The 15,004-nt window shown below is 68.7% G+C and carries 14 protein-coding genes; 9 read left to right on the forward strand and 5 right to left on the reverse strand.

What is annotated here, in order from left to right; translation table 11 throughout:
• Nucleotides 1–9: 9 nt before the first annotated feature.
• The 3 genes from AB4Y75_RS15035 to AB4Y75_RS15045 form a co-directional block, all read right to left on the reverse strand.
• Complete coding sequence (locus AB4Y75_RS15035; protein ID WP_441436688.1) at nt 10–945, reverse strand: ABC transporter permease; 936 nt, start codon at nt 943–945, stop codon at nt 10–12.
• Nucleotides 946–947: 2 nt separating this feature from the next.
• The gene (locus tag AB4Y75_RS15040) at nt 948–2,135 is read right to left on the reverse strand and encodes an ABC transporter substrate-binding protein (protein WP_441436689.1); all 1,188 of its coding nucleotides are present in this window, start codon (nt 2,133–2,135) and stop codon (nt 948–950) included.
• Between the two features lie 130 nt (nt 2,136–2,265).
• The gene (locus AB4Y75_RS15045) at nt 2,266–3,354 is read right to left on the reverse strand and encodes an ABC transporter ATP-binding protein (protein ID WP_441436690.1); all 1,089 of its coding nucleotides are present in this window, start codon (nt 3,352–3,354) and stop codon (nt 2,266–2,268) included.
• Nucleotides 3,355–3,581: 227 nt separating this feature from the next.
• Between AB4Y75_RS15045 and AB4Y75_RS15050 the strand changes: the two genes are divergently transcribed.
• The 8 genes from AB4Y75_RS15050 (at nt 3,582) to AB4Y75_RS15085 (ending at nt 10,485) form a co-directional block, all read left to right on the forward strand.
• A complete protein-coding gene (locus AB4Y75_RS15050; protein WP_441436691.1) occupies nt 3,582–4,364 on the forward strand; it encodes a FadR/GntR family transcriptional regulator in 783 nt (260 codons plus the stop codon).
• On the forward strand, nt 4,351–5,070 hold the full coding sequence (locus AB4Y75_RS15055; RefSeq protein ID WP_441436692.1) for a cache domain-containing protein: 720 nt from the start codon (nt 4,351–4,353) through the stop codon (nt 5,068–5,070). Before AB4Y75_RS15050 ends, AB4Y75_RS15055 begins: the two co-directional genes overlap by 14 nt.
• Nucleotides 5,071–5,277: 207 nt before the next feature.
• Nucleotides 5,278–5,775 (forward strand): 2-oxo-4-hydroxy-4-carboxy-5-ureidoimidazoline decarboxylase, encoded by a 498-nt coding sequence (uraD, locus tag AB4Y75_RS15060; RefSeq protein WP_441436693.1) that lies wholly within the window; start codon nt 5,278–5,280, stop codon nt 5,773–5,775.
• Nucleotides 5,772–6,113: a hydroxyisourate hydrolase gene (gene uraH / locus AB4Y75_RS15065; protein ID WP_441436694.1), complete on the forward strand. Its 342-nt coding sequence runs from the start codon at nt 5,772–5,774 to the stop codon at nt 6,111–6,113. Before uraD ends, uraH begins: the two co-directional genes overlap by 4 nt.
• A 169-nt stretch (nt 6,114–6,282) precedes the next feature.
• Nucleotides 6,283–6,651, forward strand: a complete 369-nt coding sequence (locus AB4Y75_RS15070; RefSeq protein WP_441436695.1) for a hypothetical protein — start codon at nt 6,283–6,285, stop codon at nt 6,649–6,651.
• Nucleotides 6,652–6,820: 169 nt separating this feature from the next.
• Nucleotides 6,821–8,455, forward strand: a complete 1,635-nt coding sequence (gene purF, locus AB4Y75_RS15075) for an amidophosphoribosyltransferase (RefSeq protein WP_441436696.1) — start codon at nt 6,821–6,823, stop codon at nt 8,453–8,455.
• Nucleotides 8,456–8,479: 24 nt separating this feature from the next.
• Nucleotides 8,480–9,613 carry a phosphoribosylformylglycinamidine cyclo-ligase gene (gene purM / locus AB4Y75_RS15080; protein ID WP_441436697.1) on the forward strand — a complete coding sequence of 378 codons (1,134 nt, stop codon included), beginning with the start codon at nt 8,480–8,482 and terminating at the stop codon, nt 9,611–9,613.
• Nucleotides 9,614–9,867: 254 nt separating this feature from the next.
• Nucleotides 9,868–10,485, forward strand: a complete 618-nt coding sequence (locus AB4Y75_RS15085; RefSeq protein ID WP_441436698.1) for a hypothetical protein — start codon at nt 9,868–9,870, stop codon at nt 10,483–10,485.
• Nucleotides 10,486–10,707: 222 nt separating this feature from the next.
• On the opposite strand, the gene AB4Y75_RS15090 is transcribed toward AB4Y75_RS15085, so the two are convergent.
• Entirely contained in the window at nt 10,708–10,956 is a 249-nt protein-coding gene (locus AB4Y75_RS15090) for a DUF3073 domain-containing protein (protein WP_441436699.1), read from the reverse strand.
• A gap of 301 nt (nt 10,957–11,257) precedes the next feature.
• Between AB4Y75_RS15090 and AB4Y75_RS15095 the strand changes: the two genes are divergently transcribed.
• Complete coding sequence (locus AB4Y75_RS15095) at nt 11,258–12,256, forward strand: septum formation family protein (protein ID WP_441436700.1); 999 nt, start codon at nt 11,258–11,260, stop codon at nt 12,254–12,256.
• Between the two features lie 114 nt (nt 12,257–12,370).
• Here the strand turns inward: AB4Y75_RS15095 and clpB are convergent, their stop codons facing one another.
• Nucleotides 12,371–14,962 (reverse strand): ATP-dependent chaperone ClpB, encoded by a 2,592-nt coding sequence (gene clpB, locus AB4Y75_RS15100; protein ID WP_441436701.1) that lies wholly within the window; start codon nt 14,960–14,962, stop codon nt 12,371–12,373.
• Nucleotides 14,963–15,004: the final 42 nt, after the last annotated feature.

The raw sequence follows: 15,004 nt of genomic DNA on the forward strand, positions 1-15,004 counted from the left end.
GACGCCTCCTTACAGCTCGTCCAGGGCGCCGGTCCGGCGCACCACCAGCAGGTAGATCATGATGATCGCGATCGGGATCAGGGAGACCGCCGAGGCGAAGGGGAGATTGTTGGCCGCGCCCACATTGCTGTAGACCACCGTGCCCAGCATCTGGGTCTTGCCGCCCACGATCTGCGCCGTGATGTAGTCGCCCAGCGTCAGCGAGAAGGTGAAGATGGTCCCCGCGATGATCGACGGCACCAGCAGCGGCAGGACCACCAGGCGCACCGTGGTCCACGGCTTCGCCCCCAGGTCACCGGACGCCTCCAGCAGATTTCCGGGCACCTTCTCGAAGCCGGCGTGGATCGGCAGGATCATGTACGGCAGCCAGATGTAGGCGAGCGTGAGGATCACGGCCGTCTCGGAATACCCGGGAGAGTGCAGCCCGAGCGGCGCCCCGAGCCATTCGAGCAGGCCGCCCTCCGCGAGGACATTGCGCCAGGCGTACGCCTTGACCAGGTAACTCGCCCAGAGCGGCATGAGGACCGCTGCCAGCAGCAGCTTCTGCCAGCGGGCGGAGGCGACCTTCGCGATGAAGAACGCCAGCGGGATGGCGACGACGGCGTCGATCACCGTGACGAGCACGGCGATCCACAGCGTGCGCAGGGCGATGCCCTGGTAGACCGGGTCGAACAGCGCCTGCTGGATGTTGTCCAGGGTCCAGACCTGGGACACCTTGCCGGTGAACGTGTCCACGCTCCACAGCGCGGTGATGAGCAGGGTCGCGAGGGCCGCGATGTAGACGAGGACCAGCCAGCCGGCCGGCGCCGTGAGCAGACCCGCCAGGCGGGCACGGGGTGAGCGGTACAGGAACCCGGAGAGCGGGCTCGCTTTGGCCCGGGGGACGCCGCCGGAGGCGCCCCCTCGTCCCGGATCGACGCCGGGCCGGCTGAGCTGGATCGACATGACTAACCCTTGATTTCCGTCCAGGCCTTGGTCCAGGCCGAGTAATCCGTGCACTTGGCATCGGTGCGGCCGTCCAGGCACTTCTCCACGGGCGTGGTCCAGTACCAGATCTTGGAGGCGTAATCGGCGTCCGTCACGTGGTAGCTGTCGCAGAACTTCTTGTCCGTGGTGAGGTCACAGGCCTTCGGGTTCGCCGGGGCCTCGCCGAAGTATTCGGCCACGGCGGCCTGGGCCTTCGGGCTCGCGATGTAGTCGAGCCACTTGTAGGAGCAGTTGGGGTTCTTGGTCTTGGCCCCGATCATCCAGGTGTCGGACCAGCCGGTGGCCCCTTCCTCCGGGAGGACGGTGGCGACCTTGGTGCCGTTGCCGCTGGCGATGTTCGCGCCCACCTGCCAGGTGGTGCCGATGACGGTCGAGCCGGAGGCGAAGGACTGGACTTCCTTGGTGACGTCGTTCCAGTACTCGCCGACGTTCTTCTTCTGGTCCTTGAGCAGGTTCTTCGCGGCGTCCAGCTGCTTCTCGTCCAGCGCGTACGGGTTCTTGATGCCCAGATCCGGCTGGTGCTTCATGAGGTACATGGCGGCATCCGCGATGTAGATGGGCGAGTCGTAGGCCGTGACCTTGCCCGCGTGCTGCGAGCCGTCCTCGAACACCGACTTCCAGGAGGTGGGAGCGGGGCTCACCTTGTCCGTGCGGTACATCAGGACGTTGGCGCCCCAGCCGTGCGGCACGCCGTAATTCTTGCCGTCCACCGTGTTCCAGGCCTTGTCCTTGAGGAACGGCGAGATGTCGGCGTAGTTCTTCAGCAGACCGGTGTTGACGGACTGCACGTCGCCACCGGCCACCAGGCGCAGCGAGGCGTCGCCCGAGGCGGAGATGACGTCGTACTGGCCGGTCCGCATGAGGGTGACGGCCTCGTCGGAGGTGCCGAACGGCTTGAAGCTGACCTTGCAGCCGGTCTCCTTCTCGAAGGGCGTCACCCAGTCGACCTTGGGATCGTTGGAGCCGTCTTCGACGTAGCCGGGCCAGCCGAGGATGGACACCTGCCCTTCGCCCTGGCCGATCTCCTTCATGGCGGGTGTCTGGGCTGCGGCGCCGCCGCCTCCGCTGGAGGTGCCGCAGGCGGTGAGGGCGAGCGCGGCGATGGCTGCGATGCCCGCCACCTTGAGGCGCATGCTGTTCTGAGCCACTGTTCTGTCCTTTCGGTGCTTACTGCTGAGTGAATCGTGGGGTGCGGTGGGGAACGACGACGGCGCCTGGCCGGCCGGGCGCCGGCCCCGCTCCGCGCCGGGTCGGGAGGGCCCGGGCCGGGTCAGGAGGTCAGGCCGCCTCGGGCAGCCAGACGGCGTCCTGCTCGGCCCAGGTGACGGCGACCCGCCGGCCTTCGAGGGCGTCCGTGTCCGGCACGTCCGCGTGGAGGAGGGCGATGACGGTCGGGCCGGCGTCGAGGGCGATGTGAACCTGCGTGGCATGACCGATGTAGACGGCCGAGGTGACCTGGCCGCTCAGGGTGCGGGGGCCGCCGTCGTGCGTCGCGGGTTCCCAGTCCAGGTGCAGGCGTTCGGGGCGGAGGACGAAGCTGGCGCCGGGGCCCGCCGCGGTGCCTCCGATCCCGGAGGGGAGGATGTTCGAGGTGCCGACGAAGTTGGCGACGAACCCGCTGCGGGGACGCTGGTAGATCTCGTGGGCGGAGCCGATCTGGGCGATCCGTCCGTTGCTGAACACCCCGATCCGGTCACTCATGGTCAGGGCCTCCTCCTGGTCGTGGGTGACGAAGATGAAGGTGATGCCGAGGGAGCGCTGGAGTTCCTTGAGTTCGATCTGCATCTGCTGCCGCAGCTTGAGGTCCAGGGCGCCGAGCGGCTCGTCCAGGAGGAGGACCTTGGGCTCCACCACGAGCGCCCGGGCCAGGGCGACGCGCTGCCGCTGGCCGCCCGAGAGCTGCGCGGGGCGCCGGTCCAGGAACTTGCCGAGCTGGACCCGGTCCAGGGCTTCGGCGGCGCGTTCCCTGCGCACGCCCTTCGCCATGCCCCGCACCCGCAGTCCGTAGGCGACGTTGTCGATGAGGGACATGTGGGGGAAGAGCGCGTAGTCCTGGAAGACGGTGCTGACGTCCCGTTCGAAGGGCGCCTTGGTGCTGACGTCCACGCCGTCGAGTTCGATCGTCCCGGAGGTGGGGAGTTCGAATCCGGCGATCATGCGCAGCACGGTGGTCTTTCCGGAGCCGGAAGGTCCCAGCATGGAGAAGAACTCGCCCTGGCGGATGTCGAGGTCCACGCCGTCCACGGCGTTCACCTCGCCGAAGGTCTTGACGAGGTTCTTCAACCGGATGGCCGGGATCGCGTCCCGCGCTTCAAGGGCATCCACCGCTGTGGGGGAGGCCGGGTGGCGCATCGCCTGTTCGCTCATCGCAGTGCCTTTTCTGTGCTCGGGGCCCTTTCACGGCCCGGGAATCCGGAGTGTGCGGCCACCGTGACGTGGCTCACATGCAACTTCTGGGCTAAAGACTATTACTTAAGAGGATTTATGTATAGACCCCGGTTCCGAGCCCGGCTAGCATGGCGTGTAAGCCGGGATCCCGGCCCGCTCCAGCCGCAGTGACGCCGCGGGGAGCCGCGTCAGGAGGGGGTGCAGGAATGTCACTTTCCCCCCTGGGCGCGTCCCGGAGCCTGGCCGCCCTGTTCACGCCCATCAAGTCCGGCGGCCTCGTGGACGAGGTCTGCTCCCGGATAGAACTGGCCATCGAGACCGGCTTGCTGACCGCCGGCCAGCGCCTGCCCAACGAAGTCGAACTCGCTTCAGCCCTCGGCGTCTCCGCCGTCACCACGCGCGAAGCGCTCTCCCAATTGCGCGGCCAGGGACTCATCCGCACGGTGCGCGGGCGCAGCGGTGGCAGCTTCATCGCCGACGACGCCCTGCCCTCGCCCCAGAAGGCCCGTCTCCGCCTCGCCTCCCTCACCCGGCTCCAGATCAGCGACCTGAGCCTGCACTACCAGGCCATCGCCTCCGCCTGCGCCGGACTGGCGGCGCGCCGCGCCACCCCGGATGACCTCGGCACCCTCGAAGAACTCGCCTTCCTGCCCGGCAAGGACACCGAGGATCCCCTGGCCTGGCGCATGGCACACTCCGAATTCATCCTGGAGATCGCCGCGGCCGCACGATCGGCGCGCCTGGCCCGGGAACTCCTCCGCATCCAGGCGGAGCTCGGCACCTTGACGCTCCTGCCCTTCGGGGAACAAGCTTTTCGCGTGGAGGCCACCCGGCTCCATCACGCCATCGCCGCAGCCATCGGACAGCACGATCCCCCCACCGCAGAGTCCCTGGTCCGCGAACTCATCCAGAACATCAGTTCATGGCTGCTCAACGAACTCTCGTCGGAGCAGCTCAGCCGCAAGGAGGCGGCTCATGACCCACACTGACCCCATCACCCTTCCCCAGCCCGCCGAGGACGCCCCCGAGTCCATCCGGCATCTCAACACCTTGCTCGAAGCCCTGGACGGCCAATTGGCCGGCTGGGCGGAGCGGACCACCGCCTGGCTCGCCGCGACGCCCCGGATCACCAGCACCGCGGTGGACAAGTTCATCCGCCCCACCGTCGAATCGCTGCTGCGTCAGCCGGGCTCCCCGTTCGCCGGGGCCGGGTTCGTCGCGAACCTCGGACTCCTGGCACCCGATCGCAGCTACATCGCCTGGTGGCAGGGCGACGACCTGGAGCGCGTTGACGCCCTGGCGAACTTCAGCCCGCAACCGGTCAGCCGCTACATGCGGGCCGAGTGGTTCCGCGTCCCCGTCTCCACGGGCCTGCCCCACGTCACGGGTCCGTACATCGACCTGCTCTGCACCGACGAGTACGTCTGCACCTTCACCCATCCGGTGTTCCGCGAGGGACTCGTGGCGGGGATCGTGGGCATGGATGTCACGGCACAGAACCTCGAGGTGGTGGCCCTGCCGCTGCTGCGGGTGCTGGGCCCGGATGCCGCCCTGGTGAGCGACGCCGGGCGGGCGATCGTGGCCGTCACCCCTTCGGTCGATCCGGGCGACGCCGTCCAGCCGGCACCGGGCGCGGCGTCCTACCGCCTGGGCCGGCACTTCACGGCGCACACGGCGGTGGTCCCCGCCGGCTGAACGAGGTTGCGGGTCCGCGCCGGACCGGGGCTTTCGTGACACCCTCAGCCGACTGTGACGCTTGACACCCACCCCTCTCACGCCGTTCAATAATTACGCATATTGAAAATCAACTTTCGCAATGCGAAATTATTGAACGCTTCCGGCAGGATGGCACGGACCGGCCGCCCCGCGGCCGCGGCCGGCCACGCAGAGGACAGAGGACAGATGAAGCTCGACGCATTCAACGCACTGTCACGGGAGGACGCCATCGCCGTCGTCCGACCGTGCCTGGACATCCAGCGCTGGATCGAGGCCGTGGTGGACGCGCGCCCCTACGCCTCGGTCGGAGAGCTGAGCGAGACGGCCGGTTCCGTCGCGCACCCGTTCACCGCGGAGGAACTCGAATCCGCGCTGGCGCACCACCCCCGGATCGGTGAGCGGGCGAAGGGGGACAGCAAGGAGGCCTCGCTGTCCCGCAACGAACAGTCCGCCGTCGACCCTGATGACCGCGAGGTCCAGGACGCCCTGGCCGAAGGCAACGCCGCTTACGACCGGAAGTTCGGCCGGGTCTTCCTGATCCGCGCCGCAGGCCGCAGCGCCCAGGAGATCCTGGCCGCGCTGAACGTGCGCCTGGGCAACACCCCCGAGGAAGAAGACATCATCGTGACCGAGCAACTGCGCCAGATCGCCGTGCTCCGCCTGGAAGGAGCCGTGGAGGCATGAGCGTTTCCCAGATCACCACCCACATCCTGGACACCGGCTCCGGCCGTCCGGCCGCGGACGTCCCCGTGATCCTCTTCGCGGGCGGCGACGGCGCGTGGAACGAGATCGCCCGCGGCGTCACCGACGCCGACGGCCGGATCAAGAACCTCGGCCCCGAGGCCGTTCCGGGCGGGACCTACAAGCTCAACTTCGCCACGGGCGCCTACTACGCCGGCCAGGGCCAGTCGACCTTCTTCCCGGAGGTCGAGCTGACCTTCGCCGTGGCCGACTCGGGCGAGCACTACCACGTGCCGCTCCTCCTGAGCCCGTTCGCGTTCTCCACGTACCGGGGCTCCTGACCTCTTCTCTCGTCTCTCCCGCGAACCGCCAGTAGATGCCCGTATCGCCACCGCATAACGGCATCTACTGGCGGTTCGCGCATGAGCCGGGTGCCCCTGCGAGGCATCCTGCGGGCCGGCACGGGAAGCTCGCAGGGAACATCCAGTGATCCGGGATACCCTTGAAGGCATGCAGCAGGACCCCGCCTCCACCGGCGAAACGACGTTCGAACAGCGCCAGATCACGGTGCGTACCGCTCCGAAGTACGTGCCCTTCCTGGTGCTCGGCGGTCTGATCGGCCTGGCCGTCGCCGCCGTCTCCGCTTTCGGGTTCCCCAACCCGCAGTCGCTCTCCAACCCGGCCCGGTCCTATGACCCCAGCACGGTCTTCGGGTTCCTGGCCGTCCTGTTCGCCGGGGTCGGCGTCGTGCTCGGCGCCATCGCGGCCCTGATCCTGGACCGCATCGGCCGCAAGCGCAGCCGGATCGCCACCGTGCAGGCCCTGTCGCCGGAGGAGAACCGCGCCGCCGCCCAGGCCGAGCAGGACGAGGACGCCTGAGCACCCTCCGCCTGAACCCCCGCTGAGCTGCGGCTCAACTGCGGCTGAGCAGGCGCCGGCCCCCTTCCCCGGCCCGCCCCCTCGGCGCCTCGGACGCGACGGCGGGCGGCCGCCGTCGTCGTTCCCGTCACAGGGCGGCGCCTCCCGCCGGACATGCGATAATTGAGCAGTGGCACGCGGCGACGGAAAACTCACACACGATCTTCTTCCCGGCGAAAAAGGCCCGCAGGACGCCTGTGGCGTCTTCGGTGTCTGGGCACCGGGCGAAGAAGTGGCAAAACTGACCTACTACGGCCTTTACGCTCTGCAGCACCGCGGACAGGAGTCCGCCGGCATTGCAACCAGCGATGGGCAACGCATCAACGTCTACAAGGACATGGGACTGGTGTCCCAGGTGTTCGACGAGACCACCCTGAACACCCTCACGGGTCACCTCGCCGTGGGGCACTGCCGGTACTCCACCACGGGTGCGAGCCACTGGGCCAACGCCCAGCCGACCCTGGGCGCCACCGCCAACGGCACCGTGGCCCTGGCCCACAACGGCAACCTGACCAACACCGCCGAACTCCGTCAGATGATCATGGACCGCACCGGCGGCCAGCTCAGCGGCGAGATGAAGCAGGGCAACACCTCGGACACCGCTCTGGTGACCGCCCTGCTGGAGGGTGACAACGGCAAGACCCTGGAGCAGACCGCACTGGAGCTGCTGCCCAAGATCAAGGGCGGCTTCTGCTTCGTCTTCATGGACGAAGGAACCCTCTACGCCGCACGTGACACCTACGGCATCCGCCCGCTGGTGCTCGGCCGCCTGGAGCGCGGCTGGGTGGTGGCCTCCGAGCAGTCCGCCCTGGCCACCGTGGGCGCGAGCTTCATCCGTGAGATCGAGCCCGGCGAATTCCTGGCCATCGATGAGAACGGCGTCCGCACCCAGCGTTTCGCCGAGGCCACCCCGGCCGGCTGCGTGTTCGAATACGTCTACCTGGCCCGCCCCGATGCTTCGATCGCCGGCCGTTCCGTCTACGAATCCCGTGTGGAGATGGGCCGCCAGCTGGCCCGCGAGAACACGCATGAGGCGGACATCGTCATCCCCGTTCCGGAATCCGGCACCCCCGCCGCCGTCGGCTACGCCGAGGAATCCGGCATCCCGTTCGCGCACGGCTTCGTCAAGAACTCCTACGTGGGCCGCACGTTCATCCAGCCGTCCCAGACGCTGCGCCAGCTGGGCATCCGCCTCAAGCTCAACGCCCTCGAGTCCGTGATCCGCGGCAAGCGCGTCGTGGTGGTGGACGATTCGATCGTGCGCGGCAACACGCAGCGCGCCATCGTGCGCATGCTGCGCGAGGCCGGCGCCAAGGAGGTCCACGTCAAGATCTCCTCGCCGCCCGTGCAGTGGCCGTGCTTCTACGGCATCGACTTCGCGTCCCGCGCCGAGCTCATCGCCTCCGGGGCCTCCATCGAGGAGATCTCCAAGGCGATCGGCGCCGATTCCCTCGCGTACATCTCCGAGGACGGCATGATCGCCGCGACCCACCAGCCGCGCGAGCGCCTCTGCACCGCCTGCTTCACGGGCCGCTACCCGATCGCGCTGCCGGATCCGGAGCTGCTCGGCAAGAACCTGCTGGAACGCGAGGACGAGTCCGCGGCGGAGACCCAAGTGGTCCCCGACCCCACGGCCGAGCCGTCCGAGGAGCCGCAGGTGGCCCCCACGGGCGAGGTCGTCGCAGGCGCCACCGGATGCGATCCGGGCCCCGACTCCGAGTTCGAGAACTTCCTGACCGACGCAGACAAGCGCCCCGCTTCCTAAGCCGCGCCCACCAGAAAGGCAGCCATGAGCTCCTCCCCCGCCGAGAACGGCATCACCTACGCCTCCGCCGGTGTCGACGTGGAAGCCGGCGACCGCGCCGTCGAACTGATGAAGGACGCCGTCAAGGCGACCCACAACTCCTCCGTCCTGGGCGGCGTGGGCGGCTTCGCCGGTCTCTTCGACGTCTCCCGTCTGCTCACCTACCGCAAGCCGCTGCTCGCCACGTCCACGGACGGCGTCGGCACCAAGGTCGCGATCGCCCAGGCCATGGACATCCATGACACCATCGGCTTCGACCTGGTCGGCATGGTGGTGGACGACATCGTGGTGGTCGGCGCCGAGCCCCTCTACATGACCGACTACATCGCCTGCGGCAAGGTGGTCCCGGAGCGCATCGCGGACATCGTCCGCGGCATCGCCGCGGCCTGCTCCGTGGCCGGCACCGCCCTGGTGGGCGGCGAGACGGCCGAGCACCCGGGCCTGCTGGGCGAGCATGAGTACGACGTCGCCGGCGCGGCCACCGGTGTGGTCGAAGCCGATGCACTGCTCGGCCCCGAGCGGGTCAAGGCGGGCGACGTGGTGATCGGCATGGCCTCCTCCGGCCTGCACTCCAACGGGTACTCCCTGGTCCGCCGCGTCATCAACCACGCCGGATGGGAACTGGACCGCCAGGTGTCCGAACTCGGCCGCACCCTGGGCGAGGAGCTCCTGGAGCCCACCCGCGTGTACGCCGCCGACTGCCTCGACCTGACCCGCGCCTTCCCGGTGAACTCCGGCAAGGGCATCAACGGCTTCAGCCACGTCACCGGTGGCGGCCTGGCCGCGAACCTGGCCCGCGTGCTGCCGCAGGGCCTGCTCGCCACCGTGGACCGCAACACCTGGGAGCTGCCGGCCATCTTCAAGCTGGTCTCCGAGCTGGGCAACGTCCCGCTGGCCGATCTGGAGCGCACGCTCAACCTCGGCGTGGGCATGGTGGCGATCGCGTCCCCCGAAGCCGCCGACGCGGCCGTCGCGCGCCTGAACGAGCGTGGCCTGCCGTCGTGGGTCATGGGCACGGTGGCTGAGGACACCGGCGCCTTCACCGGCACCGCGGACTACGTCCAGGGCGCCAAGGGCGTCGACGGCGGCGCGGTCCGCCTGGTGGGCCAGTACGCCTGACCCTCCCCTCCTCGCGCCGACTCGCCGACTCCCCTCAGCGTCGACTGCTCCGTAGATGTCGTTTTGAACTCTCAAAACGACATCTACGGAGCAGTCGATCGTTAAAGGTGGCTCAGCGGACCCGGGTCTCGGACTCCCCGTCCGGTGCCCCCGATACTTCAGCGAGTCCCGCAGCACGGTGTCGCACGGCGTGACACTCCCCGTGCCAGAATGTGTCCACACCTCACTTCGCATCGACATCCTTGGGGGAAACCTTGACCGAGAACACCGCCGCCTCCGGCCTGCCACAGCCCGAAGGCGATCCCCGGGAGAACACCTCCTGGGGACAGCCCCAGTACGGCATCCGTTCGTCTGCGGAGGTGCCCGCCTGGCATCCGGAGGCCAATGAGCAGCAGCGGGCCGCCGCGGCGCCTCCGCAGCCGGCGCCCGGCGAAGACGTCGGACGGGGAGCCCTGTTCGCGCTGGCCGTCGTGCCGCTCGGGATCATCGCCTGGATGCTGCTCTGGAAGGTGAACGTGATCGCGTCGATCGTCACGTTCGGCGTCGCCACCCTGGCCGCACGGCTCTACGTCACCGGCACCAGGGGCCACCTGAGCCGCACCGGAGCGTGGGTCATCGCAGGCATCACGGGGGTCACAGCGATTCTCGCCTTCATCGGCGGAGTCTGGCTCGACGCCGTCGACGTCCTGGGCGGATCCCCCCTGGCGATGGTCTTCGATCCGGAGCCGTGGACGCTCCTCGCGGACAATCTGGCGACGAACCCCGACTTCTTCAAGACCTACTCCGGCGATTTCCTCATGGCCCTGCTCTTCGGCGCCCTGGGCTGCTTCTTCACGCTCCGTCGCCTGTTCGCCGCGACCAAGGGGAACTAGGGCGGAGCGGTCCACTCAGGGCCAGGACGCCTGCCCCTGTCCGCGCTCCCATCGACTGCTCCATAGGATGCTGAGATCCCCGGCTTCCGGGTGAAAACGACATCCTATGAACCTGTCGATCGGGCAGCCTGCCCACGACAGAAGCGCGGACACGACGAAGGCCCCGGCCGGATCACTCCGGCTCGGGGCCTTTCAGGGGAGGGGACTCATCCCGTCATCACATCAACTGATGCGGCGGGTATCAGCCTCATCCTCCTCGTCGAACGCGTCGGCGTATTTGTCCTCGTACTCCGAATAGTCCGGTTCAAGAGGGTCCGACTCGAAAGACGCCGCAGAACCACGACGACTGGATACCTGAGAATTGGCGGAGCCAAGCTCACGTTGCAGTGCTGAATAGTCAGTGCTCGGGGAGTAGTACTTGATGTCCCGAGCCTGCTTGGTTGCCTTAGCCTTTTGACGGCCGCGCCCCATGGCGTGACCCCCTCTGTACGTCGATCCGGAGGTGGTCGCCCTGGCAGGTAGCGAGGCCCCGGAATGTTTGGTCAATGTTTCGTACCTCTAGATTACATGGTTTCGCATTATCGCGTGCGGCCGCGACCCTTGGGGACGCGTGTTTCCGGGCTGGCAGGAGTGCCATGCGAGTGCGGCTTGGGTAGAGTCATGAGTAGCATCGCCCCGCGCCATCACGCGTCCCTGCGGCCACAGGCCTGGCCAGCGGGCCTTTGGTGCGGGCAGAAGAAGGCATGACGGACGACACGGTGGGAGTTTGGCTATGAGCGAACCGACGCAGGGGCACGACGACGGCGCCGGGCAGTCAGGAGCCGCGCCAGGCCCCGCGAACGGCGGGCGCCCCCCGCTACCGCCGCAGCCCTCGCAGCAGCCCCACGGGGTCACGCCCGGAGGAGCCGGGCAGCCGGCGCCCGGCCAGCCCCAGCCCACCCAGGGCTACCCGCAGCAGCCCCAGCAGCCCCAGCAGCCCACCCAGGGCTACCCGCAGCAGCCCCAGCAGCCCGCCCAGGCTTATCCGCAGCAGCCCGGCTACGGCGCACCGGGTGCCTCCGGCGCTCCCGGAAACCCGTCCGGCGGCGCGCCCCAGGGCCCGGCGTCGTACAACCCCGGCACCAACACGTACGGCGGCCAGCCGGACAACGCGCAGCAGAACGGCCCGGCCTACGGCGCACCCACCGGCTACCCGGGCGGCTATCCCGCCCAGCAGCCCCCGGCGAAGAAGAGCAACAAGGGCCTGGTGATCGGCGGCGCAGTGGTCGGCGGCGTCGTCGTGATCCTCCTGGTGGTCTGGCTGATCAACCTGGTGGTCGGCGGCATGACGCCCAAGGCCGATCCGGCCGCCCCGCCGGCGACGTCCAACGGCAGGACCACTCCGGCTCCGGGTCAGAGCAGCGCCACCGCACCGTCGGACGCGGAGACCATCAGCGCCCTGGACGCCAAGAAGGGCCAGTGCTTCTGGGGCTACCCGGACAACAGCAACTCGCGCCTGGTGGTCGTGGACTGCGGCGAATCCCACTCGGCGCAGCTCGTCAACGTCTACTACTACCAGCAGGACGAGGCGTTCCCGGGCGTGGACACCTTCAAGACCAAGGGCCGCGAGCTGTGCCGCACCGCCAGCCTCTCCAGCGAGGTGGATGCCCTGAACCTGCGCCAGCGCTTCGCGTACCCGAGCCAGAAGAGCTGGGATGCCGGAGACCGCCGCGTGGACTGCATCGTGTTCTCGGACGACGGCAACACGCTCACCAAGAGCCTGATCAAGTGACCGCGAGGGGCATGGCCACCGCCCGGTGACCTCGCCCCGCCAGCAGGACGCTCCCAGGCACGACGAAGGGCCGCACCCCAGGGTGCGGCCCTTCGTCGTCTCCGGCGGACCGGGCTACTTGCGGGTCACGCTCAGCTCGCCCAGATCCTCGCTGGTGTCCACCAGCACGGTGTCCCCGTCGGCGATCTCGCCGCTGAGGATGGCCCGGGCCAGCCGGTCGCCGATCTCCTTCTGCACCAGGCGGCGCAGCGGCCGGGCGCCGAAGGCGGGATCGTAGCCGGTCATGGCCAGCCAGGCGCGGGCGCCGTCGCTGACCTCGAGGGTCAGGCGCCGGTCACGCAGTCGCTTGGCCAGATCCTTCACCTGGATCTCCACGATGTCGTTGAGCTGCTCCACGGAGAGCGGCTCGAACATGATGACGTCGTCCAGACGGTTCAGGAACTCCGGCTTGAATGCGGAACGGACCACGTCCATCACGGCGGTCTTCTTCGTCTGGTCGTCCAGGTTCGGGTCCACCAGGAACTGGCTGCCGAGGTTGGACGTCAGCACCAGGATGACGTTGCGGAAGTCCACCGTGCGGCCCTGGCCGTCGGTGAGGCGGCCGTCGTCGAGCACCTGGAGCAGGATGTCGAAGACCTCGGGGTGAGCCTTCTCCACCTCGTCCAGCAGGACCACGGAGTACGGACGACGGCGCACGGCCTCCGTCAGCTGGCCGCCCTCCTCGTAGCCGACATACCCGGGAGGGGCGCCGACCAGGCGGGAGACCGAGTGCTTCTCCGAGTACTCGCTCATGTCGATCCGGACCATGGCCCGTTCGTCATCGAAGAGGAAGTCCGCCAGGGACTTCGCCAGTTCCGTCTTGCCCACGCCGGTGGGGCCGAGGAACAGGAAGGAGCCGGTGGGGCGGTTCGGGTCGCTGATGCCGGCCCGGGCACGCCGCACGGCGTCCGAGACGGCCGCCACGGCCTTCTTCTGACCGATCAGACGCTCTCCGAGGAACTCCTCCATCTGCAGGAGCTTCTGGCTCTCGCCCTGGAGCATGCGCCCGGCGGGAATGCCGGTCCACGCCTCGATCACCTCGGCGATGTCCTCCGCCGTGACCTCGTCGGCCACCATGGCGGCGGGCTTCTCACCCAGCTCCGCCTCGGCCTCAGCCGCGGCGGTCAGTTCGCGCTCCAGGTTCGGGATCTCGCCGTAGAGGATGCGGGAGGCCTCGGCGAGGTCGCCCTCACGCTGGGCCTTGTCCGCGATGGAACGCAGCTCGTCCAGCTTGGCCTTGAGATCACCCACGCGGTTCAGTCCGGCCTTCTCGGCCTCCCACCGCGCGTTGAGTGCGGCGAGCTCCTCTTTGCGGTCCGCCATATCGGCGCGCAGCGCGGCGAGCCGCTCCACGGAGGCCGGGTCGGTCTCGTCCGCCAGGGCCAGTTCCTCCATGGTGAGGCGGTCCACGGCGCGGCGCAGCTGGTCGATCTCCTCCGGAGCGGAGTCGATCTCCATGCGCAGGCGGCTTGCGGCCTCGTCCACCAGGTCGATGGCCTTGTCCGGGAGCTGACGGCCGGAGATGTACCGGTTCGACAGGTTCGCGGCGGCCACGAGCGCGGAGTCCGCGATGGCGACCTTGTGGTGGGCCTCGTAGCGCTCCTTCAGGCCACGGAGGATGCCGATGGTGTCATCCACACTCGGTTCGCCCACGTAGACCTGCTGGAAGCGGCGTTCGAGCGCCGGGTCCTTCTCGATGTTCTCGCGGTACTCGTCCAGCGTGGTGGCGCCGATGAGGCGCAGCTCGCCACGGGCCAGCATGGGCTTGAGCATATTGCCCGCGTCCATGGCGCCCTCGCCGCTCGCACCGGCTCCGACCACCGTGTGGATCTCGTCGATGAACGTGACGATCTGCCCGTCCGAGCTCTTGATCTCCTCCAGGACGGCCTTGAGGCGTTCCTCGAATTCGCCGCGGTACTTGGCGCCCGCCACCATGGACCCGAGGTCCAGGGAGATCAGGGTCTTGCCGCGCAGGCTCTCCGGGACGTCCCCGGCCACCATGCGCTGGGCGAGACCTTCGACCACGGCGGTCTTGCCGACGCCGGGCTCGCCGATCAGCACCGGGTTGTTCTTGGTGCGGCGGGAGAGGACCTGGATGACACGGCGAATCTCCGAGTCGCGGCCGATCACGGGGTCCAGCTTGCCGGAGCGGGCCACGGCGGTCATGTCCGTGCCGTACTTCTCCAGCGCCTGGAAGGTGTTCTCCGGGTCCGGCCCGTCCACCTTGCGGTCACCGCGCACGCCCGGCAGGGCGGCGAGGAGCGCCTGGGTTCCGGCGCCGGCGTCCCGCAGAAGGCGCGCGACGGCGTCGTTCCCGGCTGCGAGGCCCAGCAGCAGGTGCTCGGTGGAGACATAGCTGTCCCCCATCTTCTCCGCCTCGCTCTGCGCGGCCTGGACGGCCTGAAGCGCGGAGCGGGAGAGCTGGGCCTGGGCCACGGAGTCCCCGGAGGTGGACGGCAGGGCCTTGATGGCGGCACTGGCCTGGACGCTCACGGCATCCGGATCCACGCCGGCGGCCTTGAGGAGGGCGACGGCCACGCTTTCCCGCTGGTCCATGAGGGCCTTGAGGAGATGCGCGGGCTCGATCTGCGGATTTCCCGCGGTGGAGGCATTCATAGCCGCTGCGGACAGCGCCTCCTGGCTCTTGGTGGTGAACTTGACGTCCAAAAAAGGCTCCTTTCAGCACACTCTGGACCACGGTTTGGGGTT

The sequence above is a fragment of the Arthrobacter sp. RAF14 genome (assembly GCF_052114185.1).
Taxonomy (GTDB): domain Bacteria; phylum Actinomycetota; class Actinomycetes; order Actinomycetales; family Micrococcaceae; genus Arthrobacter_E.